Genomic DNA, 15,348 nt, shown 5'->3' on the forward strand with positions numbered 1-15,348 from the left:
AAGGAGTGTGATTGTCACCTCTAACCTTGAGTTTGGCCAGTGGAACACGGTGTTTGGAGATGCCAGACTGACAGCAGCGCGCGTGGACCGACTCGTTCACCACGCACACGTCCTGGCTTTCACCGGCGAGAGCTACCGGCTACGAAATGCGCTATCCGGAGTGAGATCGTCATAATCTTCGGCGTTGGCCGTGCCTATGCACAAATCCGCAGCTATTCTCTGCATTTTTAGACTTGCCATAAACACTGCTCTAAAAGGCTATTTCGTATCCAGCTACGAGGACCGCTTGATGGAAGACAAGTACGCGGTGGCAACTATCAATAAGAAGATCCAATTTCCTACAGGCGTTTAACCTGTTCCTGCCCATAAGCTGGCAACGGAACAAGTGGTCACGCTAAGAAGGGACAGTAAAAGTTAGTAACTGGCAGTGAGGGAGAATTAAGAAGTTTTCACTGAACAAGAGGTAAACCAGATACTTGTTCTTTATCCAAGACAGGAGTAAAAACAGCCTGCGTAATCATCTCCTCGTTTGGCTGCCCTTGTACAAAGGAGTTAGGGTGATGGAACTGTGTGGGATTCCGCTCAGTGATCTAGACTACCTCACCAACATGCTCAGGGTAACAGGTAAAAGAGGCAAGTATTGTGAGGTACCACTTCCGCTTGATCTAGTTGACCTTATCTACATCCAGTCGGAACGGCAGGATACAAGCAAAGGAAAGTCCCTACGTCTTGCACAGTCAACGTGCCGACAAGCCTGCACAAGGACGTTGTCAACACGTTCCTAGAAGGTCTGGTGAGGCAGCACGACTTACCTTTTGTTTCCGACTGATCAAAAGGGGTATACCCTTTACGACGGTCAGTAAGCTGGTAGGCCATTCTCATAATCCAGACGGCGGCTCACGACTACATCAACACCGGTTGGCAGGATAAGGAACAGGTAGCAGCCTTGTTGTAGAGAGAAAGGGACGAAAAGACATGATCACGGTTCAGGATGCATACGAGGAATTGATTCTACCGGAGGATCAAGTGATTCATCAAATTAAAACGAGTGAGTGAGCAGTCTCTATTCTCATGGATGAACTACTTTAGCGCCATAGAGGGATTACATGTGCAGGAGTTGTGCGAACAGATAAGGGAGCTGGAAGAGATGTTGACTTTTACAGGATCAAACTTGGTAGTTTATAAACAAATAAAAACAATACAGTGAAGCTTCAACAATTTCCCGATGGAACTGATTATGACTTGATTGTATATGACCCTACGGGAACGAAGGTACTGGGCAAATCAATGAATCCAGGGAATCAGGATGAGTCATCACCTTCCTGGGTGAAACCGGTAAAGAATACTTTGTAATAGTGTTTTCGTTATCTGGTTATTCTACTAAGTATTTTTACTTAATTAGATGGGATAAAGAAGTATAATAAAAACAAGTATTCCAATTATAGTGGAAGATTATAAAACGCATCTGCATCATCCAGTATGCGTTGTTTATTTTTTTGCCCCAAGCCTCCGTCTTAAACTAGAAACTAGAGTAGAGAGAAAGAGGAGGATTAAAGCCAAGTGGGATTCTATTATAAAAAACTTCTGCCATTACTGTTGGTGAGCCTTCTTGTACTAACATCTTTTTTCAGCATGGAACCGGATCACGCGCAAGCTGCACAGAGTGAAACCGCATCCGATGAAACAAACGAATACATCATCAAGCTAACATCTTCCGTCCGAGCCAGAGCAGTCTCCTACCTTCACAGTGAAGACCCGAGCCTCTCCGTAATCGAGTCCAACAGACAGCATATTCTGGTGAAGCTGCCAGCCGACCCAGATCCAGACCTGCTGTATGACCTCGCTGCCGATCCTGCTGTCGAGTATATCGAGCCCAATCTGCGCATGCGCAAGGCTTCAAATTGGACAGAAGATCCTCGCTTTGAAGAGCAATGGGGTCTGCGAGCCATCCAAGCCCCAGAGGCATGGAAAGAGGGCGGGAGTAACGTACAGGTGACAGTGGCTGTACTGGACACAGGAGTAGATTACACCCACCCTGATCTGATAAATCGGGTAGATACACATAATGGCTACAATTATATAGATGATAATTTCGAGACGATGGACGATGACGGGCATGGAACTCATGTCGCTGGAATTATCGCTGCGGAACTGAACAGCATCGGGATCGCAGGGGTGAGCGGCAATGCCAACGTAAAAATCCTGCCGCTAAAGGTCCTGGACGATCAGGGAAACGGGACGATGTACGATGTGTCGTTTGCGATCATGGATGCGGTGGATAAGGGCGCTGATGTCATCAACCTCAGTCTGTCTGGGGAAAGGGGACGGGAAGAGCCGAAGATGCTGCAGGAGGCGATAGCCTATGCGCTGGAGCACGATGTGATAGTCGTTGCTGCAGCAGGAAATGACGGTGATAGGGTAGAGCGTTATGTACCCGCCTCGATCCCCGGCGTGATTGCGGTGAGTGCGGTAGATGAAGAGTTGGAACTGGCGAAGTTCTCCAACTACGGGTCAGGGATCGCGCTTGCCGCACCTGGTGAGGAAATTTTGAGTACATATCTGCATGGAAGATACGTGTATGCGAGCGGGACCTCACAAGCCGCTCCTTTTGTCGCCGGTACAGTTGCCTTGATGAAGGCAGCCAAGCCACAGCTGACTGTGCAGGACATCGAGGACCGTTTGCAGCGAACGGCAATCGACCTGGGGCGTAAAGGCCCCGACGAGAAATTTGGCTATGGACTGGTCAACGCCTATGGCGCGTTGCAGGAAGAGAAAGTGTCGAATGCTGAGATGCGCAGGATCAGTGTCGATCCTGTGAGGCTGTCGTTGCGCCCAGGTAGTACAGCGTTACTGCAGGCTACTGCGATTTATCAGGATCAAACAAAGCGTGATGTGACGAAGAAAGCGATCTGGCAGGTGGAGGATGATTCTGTCGCTGCGATCGAGCAGGGGGTAGTGAAAGGACTGGCTTTTGGAAAGACAAACATCACTGCTTCATTCGGTGGCAAACGATATACGGTCCCGGTAGAAGTGTCCGTCCGCAGCCTTACATTTTCAGATCGGCGAATAACAGTAAAACCGGACGAAGCCGTACAACTATCCATCACTGCCACCTACGGGGACCGGACGAGAGAAGAGGTGCCGCCGGAAGATGTGAGATGGATTTCGCTGGATGAACAGGTAGCTACCGTACATAACGGTATCGTCTCTGCCCAAAACGTCGGGAGTACCTGGGTTGTGGCATACTACGGCAGCGAGCGCATCTCCATCGAGGTACTTGTAAAGATGGACGCGCTTGTAGCAAATCCGGACCAGCTTCAGCTTGTGCCGGATTCTCAGATTCCCGTCACGCTGTACGCATATTATAAGGAAAAGAAAGATGTCGTAACCGCTGAGGCAGATTGGCAGACTAGCAATCCAGAAGTTGCTGTCATAGAGGATGGCGTGATTACTGCCATCGGCCCCGGCATTGCGACGATTACGGCTGAATACCGTGGAAAATCAGCCACGATCCGGGTGGACAACAGCGTGCGAAAGCTGGATGTCCCGGACGACAAGATTACCCTTCGTCCAGGGGACACCTATACACCGGAGCTTGTCGCTACCTATCGTAATGGTGCCCGGGTGGAGGTAAACGATAAAGGAACATGGCATTCCTCGGATGAACACGTAGCTGTCGTAGATGAGCAGGGGGAAATCACTGCTATAAAGGAAGGAACTGTTTCGATCACGGCCAGTTACGGAGGCAGAAGCGCTCGTATACGTGTATACGTACAGGAGAGCGGCAATCCCTGACGTTCCTTGACATTTGACGTTTGGAAAGTTATTCTAAAAAAATATTCCCTTCATTCGGGAGGCGGGGTTTATCAGGTTTGCGGAAGCCAGAAGATTCCGCAGTTTCCCTAGGCACATACCAAGTTTTCTATGTTGCAAACAAATGTCACTATGCTATAGTGAATGACGAGCAAACGTACATGTATATATAGATGAAGAGAAAAGTTGGGAGCGACGCTATGTTATCCTTCTTGAAGAATTTATTGGGGAAAACGCCCACGACGGAAGAAGTAAGAGAACAGGTAAGAGAAGAATCCATTTTGCCTGCTGGCGATACGGAACAGTCGGATCAACGCGAAGAGCAAGCTGAAGGGACAGGAGGAATCGTTACTTCCCTGTCTTTGCATGAGTCCTGGGAAGCCAAGCTTAGCCAGCAGGAGAAGTACGCTCTCTCTTTTATGGCGCAGGAATTGCCGCCACTGGCACCTGGCAATCTATCTCTTGCCGGCACTCAGTTGATCCCGCATGAGGAAGGAATTGAAGTGACTGCGTTTATACGCAATAGTCTGGATCGCCCTGTACGACTGGATACGATGACGCTGGTAGTGCTGTTTGGGGATCAGGAACTGTTTACCCGCCAATCGTTTGATCTGTCTCAGGTAGGAGAAATACCGGCGCAGTCGGCGCGTCCCTGGTCGTTTGTCTTCACCCGGGAACACTTTTTGCAATTGAATGTGTTGTTGAGCAATTGGAAGATTGCCTTCGAGCTGGCCCAGAAAAAAATGGTTCTCCCGCAGCAGCTGGAGCTGGAGGAATCCTGGATCAAATCGCTGAGCGACCAGCAAAAAGAGGCGTTGATCGGGCTCGCGAAACGGCTCCCTGCGTTAAAAGAAGGGGAGGTCAATATCCAGAGCGTGCAAATCCGCAAACAAGAGGATGGCTCCATGCATGCTATTTTGCTGATTCGCAACGGTTCGCAACAGTCGCTCTCCTTTGAAAAATTGCCGCTCGCCCTCTATGATGCTTCGGGAGACGAGGTAGCAAAAGGATTGTTTGAGCTGAATGGGCTGACAGTTAATGCCAACACCAGCAAGCCGTGGCTGTTCGTCTTCCCGCCCGAGAGCGTAACCAAGCCCGATGCCGATCTTTCGCGTTGGAAAGTCAGTGTGCCACAAGGGACGCAGTCCTAGACTGGATAAGGTTTGGAATTGCTCTCTATTCAAGAAACAGATATGATGATAGAGAAGCTTCGTTCGTGTTCGGACGTGTGAGGAGGTAACGCATGTTTTCCTTTTTTAAGAACTGGTTAGGCAAAGAGCAGGACAGCGCTCGTTCGATGGAAGAATTGAAAAAAGACATCCAGGAAGAGTCCGCCATCCCTGCTGAAGAAATGCGCAATACGGAAGTTGAATTTGAAGCGGACGCTCAAGCTGAGACGGGCAGCAGCTCAAATATGGTGCGTACAGAGATTTCGCTGCATCCGCAATGGGAGCAGCAGCTGGACGCTGAGAAAAAGTACACACTCCGCTTTTTGCAGGCAGAACTCCCAGAAATTCATCGTGGATTGATCAGTGTTACAGGCTTTAGTATGGTTCCACAACCGAACGGTATGACTGTTGCTTTCTTTTTCCGGAATGCGACGAACAAGCCGGTCCGGGTCAAAAATATTCGCCTGGCGATTTATCTGGATGACAAGCCATTTGCACGGATGCCAGTAAATCTGGAGCAAATGGGAGCCATTCCGCCGCATACGAGCCGTCCTTGGGAAGTGTTTTTCCCGCAGGAAAGCTATCTTCATGAAGACTACTCGTTTACACGATGGAAGCTGGTCATGAAAGCGGGACAGAGCACCCATGTATGGCCCACTCAGCTAGAACTCGATCCAGAGATGGAACGCCGCATGACAGACCGTCAAAAGGATCGGCTGGAGGCCATGGTTCATACATTGCCGCCGATTCCTCTTAATACGATTGAGGTAACTGGCTTTGACATCGGCTGGACCAAAGAAGGACAGCTGGTGGCGGCGCTTCTGTTCCGTAACGGGTTGGATAAGGTATACAATCCTGGTGAAATACAAATCTCTATTACAGATGCGGAACACGATGTGGTGGCACAGGGAACCCTGAATGCGAGCAAAATCAAGGTAAAGCCTGGTCATAGCCGTCCTTGGCTGATTGTATTCCCGGCTGATGCAGTGCAAAAGCGGGATGCGAAACTGGGCAGATGGCATCTCGAAGTGAAGTAAAACACATGTAAGGCAAGATATCCGTTTTAATGGGACTGAGGAGGTTGACAGATGAGTTGGTTATTGGAGAATTGGTTTGGTTCGAAGGAAAGCTTGGAGCAGGTAAAAGAAGACATTCATGAAAATCTGCACAAGGAATTTTATCTGGGTCTGTCCGGGATTGAAAATCCGGAGCAATCGTCTACGCGCGTCGCTTCCAAGGAGCTGTTCTTGCAGATGAATGGACCGTGGGACAGCAAACTGGAAGAAGCAGAGACGGAATTGCTTCAGTACATTCATGACGAACTGCCAGCGGTTGTCCGCGATGAAGTGGGTATCATACCTTTCTACACACAAGTAACAGAGGAAGGCTACCTGGTGCTTACTTATATTCGCAATGCGATGTCCCGTGATATCCTGCTGCAGCGCGTTCCACTCGTGCTGATGACTCCGGATGGGGGCATTGTTGCGAGAAAAATCTTTGATCTGACCGCAATGGGTCCGCTCGGGGACATGTCCAGCCGTCCATGCGAGTTCATGTTCCGTTGGGATGAATTCGACAATATTCCTGAAAAAGAAGTGCCGCTGACGCTCGCATACAAGAAGCCTAATCTCAAAAAGGCCGATATCGACGATAGTGAGACGGGCGGTTTGAGCATCGATGAAGTCGTCCACTACAACAAGGCGCTGAAAAACATCGAGCCTATGGAAGATGGCAACGTCGATTTGCAGGTGCTGGATGTGAAGGCGGATGAAGATGAAAAAGGCGGATTGAAAGTCGTCGTGGTCTTCCGCAATGGTTTGGATAAACGTCTGGAGTTCACTGAGGTGCCGATCATCGTAAGCGACAAGACAGGCGACAGTGTGGCGAAGGTTCACTATACCCTGGAAAACATGAAGGTAGATGCGAAAGGCCATAAGCTGTGGCTCTTCAAAATTCCGGCTGACTCCCTGCTCAAGTCGATCGATGACTTTGCCGGATTGACTGCGTTTATTCCAAAAGCGAAACAGCAGCGGAAATCACCCGTGGTAGCCCCAAGCGCAAATAACAAAGATCTTTTGCAATAAACAGGGCCCCCCTTTTTGCCGATGGTGAAGAGGGGGGTTGTTTTGATTTAACATTCCAAATATTGGATATACGGACTTGCACTACGTCTGATCATTCCGTATGCTTAATGAATAACCTATTTTCCGAAGGATGTTTTTGTCATGAAAAAGTGGGTAGGAACGATACTGGCTGTTGTAATCGGCTTAGTCATGGTGATGGTAGATGTCCGCCCCGTACGTGCAGCATCTGATACAAATGATCCTTACATTGAAAACCAGATCCACTTATCGCAGATCCAAGCGATTAAAGCTTGGGATGTCGTCCGTTCCAATACCAATATCACCATCGCTGTGCTGGATACGGGAGCTGATTACAATCACCCTGATCTTAAGGGGAACCTCTTGCCAGGGATCAATCTGGTCAATCCATCCAGGTCTGCCCAGGATGATAATGGACATGGCACAGAAGTGATCGGTGTATTGGCTGCCGAAGGAAACAACAAAATCGGGGTTTCCGGCGTTTTGTGGAAAGCAAAAATTTTGCCTATCAAGGTATTGGACAAGAATGCTGTCGCCGACCTTGATCTTGTCGCGAAAGGAATCCATGCTGCGTTGGACAGGGGAGCCAAGATCATACTCATGTCTGTCAGTAGTATGTCCTATTCCCAGGCTTTGACCAATGCGGTGAATCGAGCCGAGGCCAGTGGTGCGATTCTGGTCGCGGCGAGCGGAAATGAAGGGGATCGTGTCGCCTATCCTGCTGCTTATCCGACGGTGATCGCAGTGGGCGGTGTCAGGGCAAACAACCAGCCCATCACGGAGTCGAATTCCGGTCCTGAACTGAATCTGATGGCAACGGGCCTGAATGTGTATACGACCAAGCTGGGGGGCAGGTACGGAACGTTTAGCGGGACATCCGCTGCTGCTCCCCAGGTAGCAGGTGCGGCTGCTCTGGTACTGGCTCGTCACCCCAATCTCAAACCCATTGATGTAAGGCAGTTGCTTTATCAGACGGCTCAGGACTTGGGAGTGCCGGGCTGGGACAAGTCCACCGGGTATGGGCTGCTGAATGTGCACAAAGCGGTTACGACCCCGATGTCGATGGATTTTTTGGAACCCAACAACCAGAGGTCGAGAGCGAAGGCATTTCCGATCGAATCGCAAATTCGCGGCAATCTGGGGCCGAATGATACGGTAGACTGGTTTAAAATGGACATTCCCTATGACGGCAAGGTAACATTCCATGCTACAGTCTCCGTAGGATCAGCTTCTCCGATGGTGGCGACCTTTTATTCGGATAATCGAACACCTGTCACGCACTACATAGGCAACGGCGATACGCTGACAGTGCCTGCAAAGCAGGGTCAGATGATGATCAGGCTGATGCGAAACGGCGGAGTGTCTGGTTTTACGTATGTGTTAACCAGCCGGTATTCGATCAATCCAGATCGATATGAGCCGAACGACTCAATGGCAACGGCCAGACCTTTGGTTGGAAATCAGATCAGTGTCGTCGGCAATTTTCATGAAGAAGGGGACCAAGACTGGTTTTCCTATTATGTCCGCGAATACGGCATGATGAATGTGACAGTGACGCCCGATACGAAGCGTATGGATATCGTCCTGAACATTGGAAAACAGGACGGCAGGGAAATGAGATGGGATCCCAGCTACGACAACGGCGACCGGGATGACCCGACAGAGCGGGCGGAGAAGGAAGTGTCGCCTGGGAAGTATTTTATTCGTGTCAGCGAGTACGAACAAAATGCGGTCAATGCGGAGTACACGCTTGATTTGTACTATACTCCGGTCAAAAAAGACCCGAATGAGCCGAATGATACGTACCAGCAGGCTTCCCCTCTGGCGGGAGGCAATTTGATGACGGGTACGTTCCCGACTGCTACAGATACAGACTGGTTTCAATTTACTGTGAATCGGGAATCTTATGTAAGTATCCGAGCACCTTTTGTTCCGGTCAAGTCTGGAATGAGGCTCGCATTGTTTAGCGGCAACAACTTCAATTACCCATTGGCGATGACCAACTCTGTGGCTGAGCGTGCTGACCAGGGAAGAGAAGTCCTGGGGATCCGGTTGCAGCCGGGCAAGTACTACATCCGTCTGAACAGTTCCGTATCCTTCAAGTACGACTTGTATCGACTGACAGTCAACCAGCAGGAGTTGATTGCGGGGTACCGGGATATTTCGACTCATTGGGCTCGTACAGAGATCGCACGCTTAAGCAGCAAGGGAGTCGTAAAAGGCTTTGATGACGCCACGTTCAAGCCGGATCAGCCTGTGACGAGAGCGCAGTTTGCCACGATGCTGATACAGGCGATGAAAGCGAGCAGGATGCCGGTCGGCTCCTATAGCGGCAATACTTCATTTCTAGATCTTCCCAAGAGCCACTGGGCGTACAATAATCTGGGGCTCGCCTACCAATTGGGGATCGTAAAAGGCTATCCGAACAATCAGATGAAGCCGGATCAGGCGATTTCACGGGCTGAGATGGCAGCCATGGTTGCGAGAGCGCACAATGTGCCGCTGTATTCCCGCAGCATCTCCAGCTATCGGGATGTATCGACCGAGCACTGGGCATCACCTGCGATTGAGGCTCTGACATCGAGGGAATGGCTGCGAGGCTATGGAAGCCTGTTCAAACCGACAGGCAATGCCACGCGAGCAGAAGTGATTGTCGTAATCGCCAAATCCTATAAATTGTAGAAAGAGTAAGAGTCAGTCAACGGGGAGGAATTCGCGATGAAAAAGTTTACCAAAGGAATGCTGGCAGTCATGCTAGGGGGAATGGCTCTATTTGCTTCGCAGGCAATGGCAGATGGCGTAAATGGCGTACCTGGTTCGGTAGACGATCCAGTCGTGACGAAAAGCTATGTCGATCAGGTGCTGCGGTCCATCGGGGCAGGAGGAGGCAGCAGCAGTGGAAGCACGTTGACTGTTGTCGAGCTGTATCCGGGCAAAACGCTGTACGGTTTTGAGGGCACAGAATTTATCGTTCGCACGGGACAAGTACAAGCTGTAGCAGGCAATAACGGAGATGGCTTGACGGATCTGACTGCAGGTGCTGATTTGCGCGGAGGAGCCGTCGTCGGACACAATCATCTGCTCTTGATCGCGCGCTCGGACAACCGTGGGTTGCGCACGGCTCCGCAGTATGACGGGGTCTCGCACATCATGGTTCGGGGCAAGTACGAGCTGCGGTAATTCTCTATTGACACCACTGGAAAAAACAATTATTCTATAATCCGTAATGGATACTCTTATCCAGAGCAGGCGGAGGGACTGGCCCTATGAAGCCCGGCAACCGACTAGAGCGGTGCTAACCAGCAGAACGGACATCTGTTCTGGCCGATAAGAGGATGAAGGAAGCTAAAGCGCGCAAACCTTTTCCTCCCCCAAAGGCGGAAAAGGTTTTTTTTGCCTGCATTTACGTCGATAAAATCCTGCGTCGGCTACCACACTATTTGTATGAGGTCAAAGGAGGTTGTTTTCTCATGGCTTTGCAAAAAGGTCGTCGTCTGTTCACATCTGAATCCGTAACCGAAGGACACCCGGATAAAATTTGTGACCAAATTTCCGATTCGATTCTGGACGCTATTCTGTCCAAAGATCCCAATGCTCGCGTGGCCTGCGAAACGTCCGTCACCACTGGACTGGTCCTCGTAGCGGGTGAGATCACTACCAACACATATGTAGACATTCAAAAGCTGGTTCGCGAAACCATTCGCGAAATCGGGTATGATCGTGCCAAGTTCGGCTTTGATGCGGATACTTGCGGTGTGATTACTGCTATTGGTGAACAGTCTGCTGACATTGCACTTGGGGTAGACCAAGCCCTCGAAGCCCGTGAAGGGAAAATGACCGATGAAGAGATCGAAGCCATCGGTGCTGGCGACCAGGGTCTGATGTTTGGTTTTGCTTGCAATGAAACGCCTGAGCTGATGCCTTTGCCGATCAGCATGGCTCACCAACTGGCTCGCCGCTTGACAGAAGTGCGCAAAGACGGCACGTTGTCCTACCTGCGCCCGGATGGCAAAACGCAAGTGACGGTGGAATACGACGGTGACAAGCCTGTACGGATCGATACCATCGTTATCTCTACGCAGCATGCGCCTGAGACGACTTTGGAGCAAATCAAAAACGATCTGATGGAATTGGTAATCAAACCAGTTGTTCCCGCTGAATTGCTCGATGGAGAGACCAAATACTTTATCAACCCTACCGGCCGCTTCGTAATTGGCGGTCCTCAAGGCGATGCTGGCTTGACTGGCCGCAAAATCATCGTTGATACTTACGGTGGTTATGCGCGTCACGGCGGCGGTGCCTTCTCCGGAAAAGATCCGACCAAAGTGGACCGTTCCGGTGCATACGCAGCTCGTTATGTTGCGAAAAACATCGTAGCTGCTGGACTCGCTGACAAATGCGAGGTACAAGTAGCTTACGCGATTGGGGTAGCTCAGCCTGTTTCCATCGCAGTGGATACATTCGGCACAGGAACCGTTTCCGAAGAAGACCTCGTGAAGCTGGTCCGCAAGCATTTCGATCTGCGTCCTGCTGGCATCATCAAGCAGCTCGACCTGCGCCGTCCTATCTACAAACAGACTGCAGCATACGGTCACTTCGGCCGCAACGATCTGAACGTTCCTTGGGAGCAAACAGACAAAGCGGAAGTACTGAAGCAAGATGCAAGCCAATTGGCGAAATAATGGAGTTGTACAACGAAGGCCTGGCGATACTGCCAGGCCTTTTCTTTTCCTCATCTTCACTGCAGCCAGACAAGGTCTCCCCGTGTATAATCTTACATGTCCAATGGATAAGTCTTCATAAAGGAATTTTCTAGTTGTTTGTCGAATCACCTTATGGTAGCAGCAGAGGAGGGGTATTCTTGCGCAATAAAAAACTCTTCCTTCTCATGTTTGTGTTTTTTTTGCTGATCTTTCTGTTATCCGGACTTCTCTATGGACAACAGCTTGCGAAAAATAATGCAGTCAAAATGCAACCTTTTCCCCAAGTGAATACGTCTATAAGCACAAGTGAACCGGTAGAAGCTGAGTCAAACGTCACAGCAAACAAAGAGACGACAGTTCCGCGCAAAGAGTGGTATCGCAATCAAGTTGTTGTATTGTCCTATCATCATGTGACCAAGAATCCGACCCAACCGTTTGCGATTACACCCGAACAGTTTGCGGAGCAAATGTCGTTCATACATGAACAAGATTTGCATCCGATCTCGTTAAACGAGTTTATAACGTTCATGGAGACGGGAAATTTGCCGACGGCCAATGCGGTATTGCTTACATTTGATGACGGATACGAGAGTTATTACACGGAAGCTTTTCCGATTATGCGCTCTTTTGGCTTTCCGTCCGTTAATTTTGTGATCGCAGGCCGTGTCCGAGATATAGCGGAAAGAAAGCGGGAAAACATGACTCCCCCTCTAACCCGGCAGCAGGTAAAGGAATTGGTGGCTACAGGTATGGCCGACATCGGCTCTCATACCTACAGCTTGCACGGGCAAGCGGCGCGCAATGAATGGGGAGAGGCAGGGCCGGTGACTGCCCCTGTCTATCTGGAAGATCTGCAACGCCTGGAAGCGGAGCAGGAATATCGCGATCGGCTGTACGTCGATTTTAGCCTCTCACGGGTCGGATTGAGCGAATGGTTGAACCAACCCGTAGAAATTCTGTCTTTGCCGTTTGGCTATACCAACGAAATTGTGCAGGAGACGGCAAAACAGACAGGCTACCGATACGTTTTCCATTCCACTCCCGGTGTCGTAACAAGCAAGACGGACCATTACGCGATCACCCGCTATGACGTGGGGGTTCCCGATATGGATTTGGCAAAGCTCCATCAGATTTTCACGAAAGCGAAAAACACGTTTGAAGGAGAGCAGTCATGAACAAAGCAATCGACATCAGCGTGCTCGATGGAGTGATTAAACGAACGATTGAAACAGTAGAAACAAGTAAAAGTCAAATTTTTGATATAGCGGAGAGTGCCAGGCAACAGGGCAACTCGATGAAGCTGGAACTTCACGAGCTCCGCCAGGAAATCACCAAGGTTATACAAAAGGTGGATGCGTTGGAGCTGGCTTATCGCAAGTCGCGCAATCGGCTGGTTTTAGTGAGCCGAAATTTCCATATGTACACGGAGGAAGACATCCGGGTAGCATATGAGGATGCAAGTCGCATCCAGGTAGACCTTTCCATTTTCAGGGAACGGGAAAACAATCTCAAGCGCAGAAGAAATGATTTGGAGCGTCAATTGCGAACCCTGGAAGAAACCATTATCCGCGCTGAAAAACTGGTTTCGCAAATGGGTGTGGTACTGGGCTATCTGACTGGTGATTTGAGCAAAATCGGTGAAGCCTTGGAATCTGCGAAACAGCACCAGCTGATGGGCTTGAAAGTGATCCAGGCGCAAGAGGAAGAACGCAAGCGGGTAGCGCGGGAAATCCATGACGGACCTGCGCAATCGATGGCCAATGTCGTACTGCGTTCCGAAATTGTGGAGAAGATGCTGAAGAATGAACGCGTTCTCGAAGCGCAGATGGAACTCCACGAGTTGAAAGAAATGGTGCGGATGAGCTTGGCTGATGTCAGACGGATTATTTTTGATCTGCGTCCGATGGCTTTGGATGACCTGGGGTTGGTTCCGACTCTGCAAAAATACATCCGGACCTGTGAGGAGCGAATGGAAACCTCTATCGATCTGGTTGTATTTGGTGTGGAGCCAACGCTGAGAAGCTCGGTCAAGGCGGCTATTTTTCGACTCGTGCAGGAATGTTTGAACAATGTAGAAAAACACGCCAAAGCCAAATCCGTTCAGGTGAAACTGGAATTTGTACAGGATTCCCTTAGTCTGGTCGTGAAAGATGATGGCGTCGGATTTGATCTCGACGAGAGGATGGGGACAGGCGGTTCTTTTGGATTGTTGGGAATGAAAGAACGAACGCAACTCCTGGAGGGACAAATTGAGGTCCAATCCGCTCCCGGTGAAGGAACCAAGGTGTTGTTCCAAATACCACTAAAAATCTAAGCGAGCGATAGATCAGAAGCTGAATAGGGGGAAATAACATGGAAAAAAGACAGCAAGAACTCCGTATCGTGATTGTTGACGACCATCAATTGTTTCGTGAAGGCGTAAAGCGTATTTTGGAAATGGAAAGCGACTTCAAGGTTGTTGGAGAAGGAGCGGATGGCGGCGATGCGTTTAAACTGGCGGAGGAATACAAGCCGGACGTCATGCTGATGGACATCAACATGCCGAATATCAATGGCGTATCGGCGACGGAGAACGTCATTTCCGTAAGTCCGCAGACTCGTGTCATCATGCTCTCCATTCACGATGACGAAGGATACGTCTATCGAACCCTGCGTACCGGCGCCTCTGGTTATCTGCTAAAAGAGATGGGGACCAGCGATCTGGTCGATGCCGTACGGGTCGTTGCCAGCGGTGGAGCATACATACATCCCAAAGTAACGGGGAAACTGATTGAAGAGTTTCGCCGTCTGAGCGATCAGGAAGGAATGGCTGAGCGCAGCTTTGCTGTTGATGATGCCAACGCTGTCGATCCGAAGATGATCGAATCCTTGACTCGCCGCGAGCGTGAGGTTCTGCAATTGATGGCGGAGGGAAAAAGCAACCGTGCGATTGGCGAATTCCTGTTTATCAGTGAAAAAACGGTGAAAAACCACGTCAGCAGCATTCTGCAAAAGTTAAATGTGCAGGACCGCACACAGGCAGTAGTCAATTCGATCAAGAACGGTTGGGTCAAATTGTAAATTACAGCTTCACTAGCACCCTGTCCAAGCCATCCGGCATACCTATGAAGTAAGAGGAGGTATGACCGCGATGGCAGATTTATTACTATGGCTGTTAGCGGCGTTTGGCTGCTCTTCTCTGTTGGTGATACTGCTTGAGCGGGTGACTGACAGGATGGGCAGTGCGGCTGATTTCCCTGACGAGCATTATCGTTTGCTTCTCCGCGATTCGGAGCAGGTGCTGGAGGGTGTCATTCGTCGCCTGCTGTTCCGTTCGTATTGGAGCGGCAAGTCGATACGAATTACCCTTCAGGATGAAGGATCAGTAGATGATACCAAGAAAATGGCTGCCTTGTACGAACGCTATCCGTATTGCTGGTCCACAGACGGTCATCATGGGCTGGCGCAGACCAAGGCGATTATCATTGACCTAAGACAAGAGAAAGCAGGAGCGTAGCCGTCTGGAGATGGTCGAGCTTTGCGAAATGGAAAAGAGCCGGTGTGCTCTTTTTTTATTTGGCG

13 protein-coding genes and 1 riboswitch are annotated in these 15,348 nt (G+C 50.0%); all 13 genes read left to right on the forward strand.

The annotated features are described in order from the left end of the window. Positions 1-175: ATP-binding protein (locus EDM58_RS03965; RefSeq protein ID WP_183187415.1), on the forward strand; the 175-nt coding region annotated here is incomplete at its 5' end. A gap of 364 nt (positions 176-539) precedes the next feature. Then, positions 540-785, forward strand: coding sequence for a hypothetical protein (locus EDM58_RS26125; protein WP_246000539.1), 246 nt, complete (start codon positions 540-542; stop codon positions 783-785). A 775-nt stretch (positions 786-1,560) separates the two neighbouring features. Continuing rightward, positions 1,561-3,795 (forward strand): S8 family serine peptidase, encoded by a 2,235-nt coding sequence (locus EDM58_RS03980; protein WP_122912203.1) that lies wholly within the window; start codon positions 1,561-1,563, stop codon positions 3,793-3,795. Positions 3,796-4,013: 218 nt separating this feature from the next. Then, complete coding sequence (locus EDM58_RS03985; RefSeq protein ID WP_122912204.1) at positions 4,014-4,964, forward strand: accessory Sec system S-layer assembly protein; 951 nt, start codon at positions 4,014-4,016, stop codon at positions 4,962-4,964. 92 nt (positions 4,965-5,056) lie between these two features. Further along, on the forward strand, positions 5,057-6,019 hold the full coding sequence (locus tag EDM58_RS03990) for an SLAP domain-containing protein (RefSeq protein ID WP_023555293.1): 963 nt from the start codon (positions 5,057-5,059) through the stop codon (positions 6,017-6,019). A gap of 51 nt (positions 6,020-6,070) precedes the next feature. Continuing rightward, positions 6,071-7,066 carry an SLAP domain-containing protein gene (locus EDM58_RS03995; RefSeq protein ID WP_023555294.1) on the forward strand — a complete coding sequence of 332 codons (996 nt, stop codon included), beginning with the start codon at positions 6,071-6,073 and terminating at the stop codon, positions 7,064-7,066. 141 nt (positions 7,067-7,207) lie between these two features. Next, the gene (locus tag EDM58_RS04000; RefSeq protein ID WP_122912205.1) at positions 7,208-9,766 is read left to right on the forward strand and encodes a S8 family serine peptidase; all 2,559 of its coding nucleotides are present in this window, start codon (positions 7,208-7,210) and stop codon (positions 9,764-9,766) included. Positions 9,767-9,802: 36 nt separating this feature from the next. Then, complete coding sequence (locus EDM58_RS04005) at positions 9,803-10,264, forward strand: hypothetical protein (protein WP_122912206.1); 462 nt, start codon at positions 9,803-9,805, stop codon at positions 10,262-10,264. Positions 10,265-10,317: 53 nt separating this feature from the next. Continuing rightward, positions 10,318-10,418: riboswitch (SAM riboswitch) on the forward strand. A 136-nt stretch (positions 10,419-10,554) separates the two neighbouring features. After that, entirely contained in the window at positions 10,555-11,766 is a 1,212-nt protein-coding gene (gene metK, locus EDM58_RS04010) for a methionine adenosyltransferase (protein WP_031306314.1), read from the forward strand. Positions 11,767-11,945: 179 nt separating this feature from the next. After that, complete coding sequence (locus tag EDM58_RS04015) at positions 11,946-12,962, forward strand: polysaccharide deacetylase family protein (protein ID WP_122912207.1); 1,017 nt, start codon at positions 11,946-11,948, stop codon at positions 12,960-12,962. Further along, a complete protein-coding gene (locus EDM58_RS04020; protein ID WP_122912208.1) occupies positions 12,959-14,101 on the forward strand; it encodes a sensor histidine kinase in 1,143 nt (380 codons plus the stop codon). The genes EDM58_RS04015 and EDM58_RS04020 overlap by 4 nt, the downstream gene beginning before the upstream one ends. Before the next feature lie 38 nt (positions 14,102-14,139). Continuing rightward, the gene (locus tag EDM58_RS04025) at positions 14,140-14,847 is read left to right on the forward strand and encodes a response regulator (RefSeq protein WP_122912209.1); all 708 of its coding nucleotides are present in this window, start codon (positions 14,140-14,142) and stop codon (positions 14,845-14,847) included. Between the two features lie 70 nt (positions 14,848-14,917). Beyond that, complete coding sequence (locus EDM58_RS04030) at positions 14,918-15,283, forward strand: glycosyltransferase family 2 protein (protein WP_122912210.1); 366 nt, start codon at positions 14,918-14,920, stop codon at positions 15,281-15,283. The last annotated feature ends 65 nt before the right edge of the window (positions 15,284-15,348 follow it).

The organism is Brevibacillus panacihumi (assembly GCF_003710985.1).
GTDB lineage: Bacteria > Bacillota > Bacilli > Brevibacillales > Brevibacillaceae > Brevibacillus > Brevibacillus panacihumi.